Below are 7,859 nucleotides of genomic sequence, written 5' to 3' on the forward strand. Positions count from 1 at the left end.
CTTTTTAAGACGTTATAACTTATTCTACACTATCCGAAGAACTAATGGCCAGCATAAAATGCGCTTTTTTTACTTTTAAACCAAATACTTAGAAAACCGGACAGGCACTAATTATGCAGATGAAACAGGCGGATCCAGAAGTAAAGCCCGCTTTGAATGACAGGCGGCTTTGTGAGGCCAGCCCGTTCCTGGCGGAACTGGTAGGCAGAGGGCGGTGGACAGAGGGACACGACCGGGACCGGGCGGCGGACGAATTAGATTTTGCCGCTGCTTCAAAAGATTTTCGCCGGCAGATTCGCAAAATGGCTGACGACCCGGAAGAGGCCTTACTCCTGCTGCGAAGGTTCAGAATCCGAACCCTGCTCGATCTGGCCCGCGCCGATCTTGAGAATCGCCTCAAGCCTCAGCAGATGCAGATTCACCTTCGGCGCCTGGGCGATCTGTTGCTCTACGGGGCGTGGACGGTGGCTGAGAACGTGCTTCGTCAGAAGTATGTCCATCCTTTAATCCTGGAGCGGCGCAGCGTTATGTCGCCCGTGGCTGTCTGTTCCTTGAGCCGGCTGGGGTCCATGGAACCATTGTACACCACTGCTCCGGCGCCTATCTTTGTCCACTCCCGAGCTGCTGAATTCGCCCCGGCCCTGAGGGAGAAGGATTTTGTGCAGGCCCGCCGTTCCGGGAAGGAGTGGCTGCCGGCCCGGGATTACTTCCTGCGCCTGACAAGCCGGACCCTGTCCTACCTCTGGGCGCCGGACGCCGGGGGAAAAAGGTTTGATCCCATGGGCGAGGACCACCTTCTGGACCGGCCGGCCCTTCTGCCTGGCCCTCTGGTGATTCTTTTTTCAACCTTTGAAGATCACTTCCTGAATCACCAGCCCCCGACCCAGGCCCTATCTTTACTCAGGCTTCGCTTTGCCGTGGGTCAGAAGCAGTTGGGCCGGGCTGTGGAGGCTGCGGCCCGGGAAACGCTGATACAGACCGCTTTAAAGCTGGGCCCCCGGTTGAAGACCGCCCTGGATGCCTGGTTTAAGGACAGATCCAGGGCCGAAGGTCTGCCCATGATTCCCGGCGGTCTGCTTGATATCGAGCGCACGATTCGTGGCCTTCAGTTCAGGTATGCTCCAGTGAACAGGAGTCTTTTAGTCCCTTCTCCCCTGAAGGCCCTGAACCTCATGGCCCGGGAAGGCATGATCGCAGCAGAGCAGCAAAAGACCCTGTCCCGGTCCTACATCTGGCAGTGGTTCATTGTCAACCGGCTGGCCTTGCTCGGTAACCGTTCTGCATTAAAGCTGAAGTTCTTGCGTTCAAACCGCCTCGATGACGAAATCGGCCTCAAAGGCGCCTCGGCCAGGACCCTGGCCTTCATGGAAGCGGCGCAGTCCGTTTCCAGGGATCTGTTCCATGAAGGCAAGGGAAGCGCCGCGGCTTGAGGCCCATGGGAGGAGGCTCCTAGGAATTGATTTGCCTTTCAGGTTTGAGGTGCATATATAATTTTCATTGCTGGGGGGAAAAGATGAACGGTCCAAACGAAGAGATTGGGATCACATGAAACTGCGGATGCGGGTATCCAACTCCTGATAAGAGAACAGGGTCTGGTAGTCGGCCAGGGCTGCCAGGGCGCGGTTCTGAATGCGGATGCCGTACTCCTCGAGGATAGCCACTGGATTCAACCCCCCAATAACCACGGCGCCGAGACGCCCCTCGCTGACCGGAATCTCAAATAAGGGCTGACCGGGCCAGCCGACGGACATAAAACCGCCCAGGCTAACTTCTTGAAGCTGTCCGGCCAGAGTGATCACGCGATCCCGGCTTCCGGCGGGCAGCTCACGAAAGCTGGCGCCGATGCGGCCGTTTCCGGTGGTAATCGCGCCGATGTAATCGGTCATGCCGCCCCGAATGAACACCTCAAGCGGGTCCAGGGTCGTGCCTTCATAGTGGATGAGCTCCACGAATCGCGTCGGCTTTCCATCCTGTAGCTCCAGGAGGCCGCCGAACCGTGAATGAGTCGGGACGCCATGGGCTAAAAGCACGCCGTTTAAAGTGATGGAGCATACAGTGCCAATGCCCACACACCCCTCACGAACGAGGACATCACCAATGCGTTCGCCTGGACCGAACAGAGTAATAAGACGGCCCATGGCGTAACCGGTCGCAAAGATCTGTTTCATTAAAGGTACGGCTCGTTCAAGCTGGTCTTGCCCGATGACACTCGCGTTTATCACCACGGTGCCGATTTTTTCCGCGAGATTGAAATCCATATTATAGGTCAGCTGATCAATCTTGGCCGCCAGGTAACCCACCTTTTCGTAAGCTCTCGCAAAGGATAATTCTTTAAGACCCCGTTCAGTTATCCGGTGGCCGCGCTTGCCGAAAATCTCAGTCATCCCCTCGCGATCCATCTGCTGGAGATAAAGGCGGACCGTGCGCTCACTCACTTCATGGCCCATGGCCAGAAGCTGCTGGTTAATTATTGAGCTGCTCAAGGGTTTGTTGGAGGCCTGAAGAATCCTCAAGACGGCCAGACGCTTTTTTTCTCTTTTTTCCCGCATGAATCGAACTATACCGGCAAATATGCCTTTTGTCAAATGTAATACCGGCAAAATTGCCAGTTTTTTAGCTCTATCTTGCCAGCCGGAGTATTCGAAACCGACTAAAGTCGCGCTCTGTAAAGGTTTAGGTTTACGCTGAATAGGAAAAAATGCCGACTCATAAAGGCCTATATGAGAGTCAAAATAGGAAAATTTGCCGAATAACGTTAAAAATACGCCCCCATTTTTTTCTCGGTTTGGTAATATATTACATAAAAATTATTAGTTAGGCTTGACAGCCATTAATTTTTGTGAGATAGTAATGGCAATAGGTTGCCGGATGATCAAGCTCTGTTTTAAAAGCGAAACAAAGGGAAAGTTTTTCGTGGCCAGGTACGTCTCACTAATATTTAAAAAATTAAAATTGGCAATCTATAGTCGCTTCATAATTTTTTAGAGGAGAAAGAAATGAATCTAAACAGACCCAACAGTAATGAGGCCCTGCAAACTAATAACAGATCGCGATTTGTCGTGCCCCAATCCGGAATCTGCAGCCGTTGTATAGATGGATGTAAAGGCAACTGTGATCTCTTCAAGGCTACTTTCCGCGGACGCGAGCTTCTTTATCCCGGACCTTATGGGGAAGTCACCGCCGGGGCGGACAAGGATTATCCCGTTGATTACTCCCACCTCAACATTATGGGGTACGCTCTTGGGGCTGAAGGGGTGGCCGCGGATCCCGACCATGCCACCTTTCCGGCTGTTGATACCGAGACGGTGTTCGGAACGGATAATCCGGTAAAGATGAAAATCCCCATCTTTACAGGGGCCCTGGGCAGCACGGAAATCGCGCGGAAGAACTGGGAGCATTTCGCCGTTGGTGCGGCCATTACAGGTATCACCCTGGTTTGTGGTGAGAATGTCTGCGGAATTGACCCGGAGCTGGAGTTGGACAGTAACGGCATGATCAAGGAAGCGCCGGATATGCGCCGCCGGGTGGAAGCCTATCGCCGCTACCATAATGGTTATGGTGATATCCTGGTTCAGATGAACGTTGAGGATACCAGGCTCGGCGTGGCTGAGTACGCCATCGAAAAACTGGGCGTGGAAACAATCGAGTTAAAGTGGGGTCAAGGCGCGAAATGTATCGGCGGCGAGATCAAGGTGGATTCCCTGGAACGGGCGATCGAACTGAAGAAACGCGGATATATCGTCACGCCTGATCCTGAGGCCCCGGCCGTACAGGCCGCCTTCAAGGCAGGCGCTATCAAGCAGTTTGAAAGACATTCCCGTCTGGGTTTCGTTGATGAGGAAGGCTTTGTCAAGGAGGTCGAACGGCTTCGCTCCTTAGGAGCCAAACGCGTCACACTAAAGACCGGCGCTTATCCCATGCGAGAACTGGCCATGGCCGTTAAATGGTCTTCCAACGCCAGGATTGACCTCCTGACCATTGACGGCGCGCCCGGCGGAACCGGCATGAGTCCCTGGCGAATGATGTCTGAATGGGGTATCCCATCCATCTATCTGCACGCCATGGCTTACGAACTGTGCGCGCGTTTGGAAAAACAGGGTGTCCGGGTGCCTGATATAGCCTTTGCCGGCGGGTTTTCCGCTGAAGACCATGTCTTCAAGGCTCTTTCTCTGGGAGCACCTTACTGCAAGGCTATTTGCATGGGCCGCGCCCTGATGATCCCCGGCATGGTCGGTAAGAATATCGGCAACTGGCTCAACGGCGAGGACGGCGGCCTGCCCAAGACTGTTTCCAAATTTGGCGTCACTAAAGAAGAGATCTTCTTCTGTTATGAGGACCTGAAGGAGGAGTATGGATCTGAGGTGGACAACTTCCCGCTGGGCGCGATCGGCATATACAGTGTGTGTGAAAAGCTCAAAATCGGCCTCCAGCAGCTTATGGCTGGCGCGCGTAAATGGAAAGTGGAATATATGTCTCGAAAGGACCTGGCCGCTTTGACCGAAGAATGCGCCAAGGTAACCGGCATTTCCTACATTATGGACGCTTATCGAGAAGAAGCCCTTGCAATAATTGACTCCGAATCTGGAGACAGCTTTATCATGGCTAGTTTACAAGTCAGCCTGAAATAATCTGTAAAATCAAAAAAAGGGGGTTATTTGTTGACCCCCTTTTTTATTACGTCAAAATACCTTTCCCTTGAAATCAGCTCCTCATCATAGAGCGCGTCCATATAATCTTTGGCCGGCTTAACAGAGAAGCTGAAAAAGGGTTATTGAAAAAACAGTGACAGGTGCGGTTTAATCAGGATAAAAAGCTATTTATCAAGGGAAGATTCCTCTTAATTCTTTCGCTTTTGCCACCCGGCCAATGGCTAGAATGTAGGCCGCGGTGCGCATATTGACTTTTTGCTTAACGGAAATTTCATATACTTCATAAAAAGCTTTAGTTATGACCTTATCCAGGCGTTGATTAACATCATCTTCTGACCAGAACAGCTTCTGAATATTCTGCACCCATTCAAAATACGAGACCGTAACTCCCCCGGCATTGGCCAATACATCGGGAATTACGAATATACCATTGTCAAAAAGGATATCATCGGCAAAAGGGCTGGTTGGGCCGTTTGCCCCTTCTACGATTATTTTCGCTTTGATATTTTGAACATTCTTCAGAGTGATTACACCTTCCAGGGCCGCTGGAACAAGAATATCACAAGGCAGTTCCAGAAGTTCAGCATTGGTAATGTTCTCTGCTTCCGGATAATTCGAAACGCTTCCGGTTTTTTGGCGATGCTCATATACTTTTTTCAGGTCAAAACCGTTATGGTTGAGAATCCCTCCTCTGGAACCCGAAACCGCAATGACTTTGATCCCCAATTCCCTCATAAGTTCTGCGGCGTAATAACCCACATTTCCATATCCCTGGATTACCGCAGTGGATTGTGACAAGTTAATGTCTAGGCGCTTTGCCGCCTCACGTAAAGCATATACAGCCCCTCTTGAAGTGGCTTCCAATCTCCCCAATGAACCTCCAATCTCTATAGGTTTGCCAGTTACCACGCTGTTGCAGGTATATCCTTTGAAGGTACTATAAGTGTCCACAATCCAGGCCATTACTTGAGGATTGGTGTTTACATCAGGGGCGGGGATATCTGTTTCCGGTCCTATAAGGGGCGAGATTTCCCAAATATAACGCCTTGTCAGTCTTTCAATTTCCCCTTGGGACATAGTTTTTGGATCACACTTAACCCCCCCCTTAGCTCCTCCAAAGGGAATATTGACTACAGCGCACTTCCATGTCATCCAACCGGCCAAGGCCCGCATCTCATCCAGATTAACGTCGGGGTGATAACGGATGCCGCCTTTGGCCGGTCCGCGCAGTGTATTATGCTGCACTCTGTACCCGACCATCAGCTCAATATGACCATCATCAAATTTCACCGGAAAACTAACAGTAAATTCTCTCCGCGGATGCTTGATTTTTTCAATAATCCATGGATCTTGATTCAGGTATTGGGCCGCGATATCGAACTGCAAATTATGCATGTCCAAAGGGTTGTCTTCATTATAAAGGCTTTTATCTATCATACCATCTCCTTTCATCGTTAGTAAGCTCTCGTTAAATTTGGTTTGTTAGCACTTCAGTTTTTATGAAATGTTTCTGATAATAAGCAAATCACAAAATGCTGGGAAGCGATTTCTCCCATTCGATTAAATTCAAGGGCGTCTTTCTTAAATCAAGGTTATGCGGCAACAGTATCAAATACCTGCCACCGGGCCTTTGCCTTAACCTTGGGCTTGTTTTGTAAGCCCAAGGCAAATAACACCTGCCGATGTTTCTGCAAGCCACACCTTATTACTAAAATTCTTCTTGCAAGTCAATTTATTCCAGAATTCATCAGACTAGTTGCCTTTGTCCTGCCTGGCCTGTTCATGTTAAAAAAAGCTTTTAAGAGCCTCCAGCCTGTGATATTTTGAATATAATGAGGTTCATGACGAGTCGCCAAAACGCCTTCATTTCTTCCCGACGTCAGCAGCGCCGGCTGCTACTTTTATTTCTGGCCCTCCTCGCAATATTCGTTTTTTTAATTATCATAAACAATCATCAGTCCCAAACATCGGCCAGACATGGACCGGTGCCAGCCGAGGGTCTGCCTTTGGCGCTGCCTGAAGCCCCTCCCGGCCCCTTTCAGGCAGAAGCCGATTGGTGGGCCAGGGTTCGGGCTGTAAAGGCGAAAATAAAGAAAAACGAGACGCTTAGCAGTGTGCTGACAGGCATGGGGCTTGATCGGGTGCAGGTTTTTACCTTGACCCAGGCCTCGGCCGATGTCCTGGACTTGAAAAAGGTGCGGCCCGGGGGTGAGGTTACCCTGTATCTGGACAGGAGGAGTGGTGAGCCGGAGCGGTTCGAGTTTTCCCAGAGCCAGGGCCACCGCATCGTTGTCCTCAAGACTCCGGCCGGGTATGTGGCTGCTTCGCAAACCTCTGAACCCGTGGTCTGTCTGGGGGCGGTTGAAGGCAAGATTGAACTCTCCTTATGGGGCTCAGCCGTCGAGCGCCATCGTATTGACCCGGAAGTGGTCCTGAATTTTTCCGATATCTTTGCCTATGACGTTGACTTCTTCACCGATGTTCAGACCGGGGACACCTTTCGCATCTTATATGAAAAGAAATATATCCATGGGCGTTTTATCAAGGCCGGGCGTATCCTGGCAGCGGAGTTCATCAACAAGGGCCGGAAGCTGGAAGCCTATTACTTTAAGAATTCCAAAGGCAAAGGAGGCTACTACGATTCACAGGGCCGGTCCCTGCGCAAGATGTTTCTCAAATCACCGCTCAGATACCGGCGCATCAGTTCCTATTTTTCCAGGTCCCGGTTTCACCCCATCCTCAAAATCTACCGTCCTCACCTGGGTATTGATTATGCGGCGCCGATTGGCACACCGGTGGAAACCGTGGGTGACGGACGGGTAGTCTTTATGGGCTGGAAGGGCGGTTACGGTAAGTTCGTGAAAATCAAACATAACCGAACCTATACCACGACTTATGCCCATTTTTCTCGCTTTGCCAGGGGCTTGAAGAAAGGAAAAAGGGTCCGTCAGGGGGACCTGATCGGGCACGTCGGGAGCACCGGACTTTCGACCGGGCCGCACCTTGACTTCAGGATAATCAGAAATGGTAAGTTAATTAATCCCTTATCATTGAAACTGGAGCCAGCCCCACCGATTCCATCCTCAGAACGGCCCCATTTTTTAAGGCAGGTTAGAAAGGTTCAGGCAGTGACTTTGAGACTCATGGCCGCTCGTAAGTAATCTCTTCCTTGAAGAAAAGTTTTTACATAAACACTAGACTTTCCTCTGT

At 50.9% G+C, this 7,859-nt stretch carries 5 protein-coding genes; 3 read left to right on the plus strand and 2 right to left on the minus strand.

The genetic code is table 11. The annotated features are described in order from the left end of the window. Window positions 1–113: 113 nt before the first annotated feature. The gene (locus tag JRI95_15160) at window positions 114–1,430 is read left to right on the plus strand and encodes a hypothetical protein (GenBank protein ID MBW2062883.1); all 1,317 of its coding nucleotides are present in this window, start codon (window positions 114–116) and stop codon (window positions 1,428–1,430) included. A 111-nt stretch (window positions 1,431–1,541) separates the two neighbouring features. Here JRI95_15160 and JRI95_15165 read toward each other — a convergent pair whose 3' ends face one another. Next, window positions 1,542–2,549, minus strand: a complete 1,008-nt coding sequence (locus tag JRI95_15165; GenBank protein ID MBW2062884.1) for a DUF128 domain-containing protein — start codon at window positions 2,547–2,549, stop codon at window positions 1,542–1,544. Between the two features lie 447 nt (window positions 2,550–2,996). On the opposite strand from JRI95_15165, the gene JRI95_15170 reads away from it, so the two are divergent. Next, window positions 2,997–4,628, plus strand: a complete 1,632-nt coding sequence (locus JRI95_15170; protein ID MBW2062885.1) for an FMN-binding glutamate synthase family protein — start codon at window positions 2,997–2,999, stop codon at window positions 4,626–4,628. 192 nt (window positions 4,629–4,820) lie between these two features. Here the strand turns inward: JRI95_15170 and JRI95_15175 are convergent, their stop codons facing one another. After that, on the minus strand, window positions 4,821–6,086 hold the full coding sequence (locus JRI95_15175) for a Glu/Leu/Phe/Val dehydrogenase (GenBank protein ID MBW2062886.1): 1,266 nt from the start codon (window positions 6,084–6,086) through the stop codon (window positions 4,821–4,823). Between the two features lie 404 nt (window positions 6,087–6,490). Between JRI95_15175 and JRI95_15180 the strand changes: the two genes are divergently transcribed. Beyond that, window positions 6,491–7,810: a M23 family metallopeptidase gene (locus JRI95_15180; GenBank protein MBW2062887.1), complete on the plus strand. Its 1,320-nt coding sequence runs from the start codon at window positions 6,491–6,493 to the stop codon at window positions 7,808–7,810. Window positions 7,811–7,859: the final 49 nt, after the last annotated feature.

Source organism: Deltaproteobacteria bacterium (assembly GCA_019308995.1).
Classification (GTDB): Bacteria; Desulfobacterota; Desulfarculia; order Adiutricales; family JAFDHD01; genus JAFDHD01.

What these genes read in the sequence shown, in the direction of transcription:
- JRI95_15160 (MBW2062883.1), top strand. Translation starts at nt 114, where the DNA reads ATGCAGATGAAACAGGCGGATCCAGAAGTAAAGCCCGCTTTGAATGAC.
- JRI95_15165 (MBW2062884.1), bottom strand. Translation starts at nt 2,549, where the DNA reads ATGCGGGAAAAAAGAGAAAAAAAGCGTCTGGCCGTCTTGAGGATTCTT.
- JRI95_15170 (MBW2062885.1), top strand. Translation starts at nt 2,997, where the DNA reads ATGAATCTAAACAGACCCAACAGTAATGAGGCCCTGCAAACTAATAAC.
- JRI95_15175 (MBW2062886.1), bottom strand. Translation starts at nt 6,086, where the DNA reads ATGATAGATAAAAGCCTTTATAATGAAGACAACCCTTTGGACATGCAT.
- JRI95_15180 (MBW2062887.1), top strand. Translation starts at nt 6,491, where the DNA reads ATGACGAGTCGCCAAAACGCCTTCATTTCTTCCCGACGTCAGCAGCGC.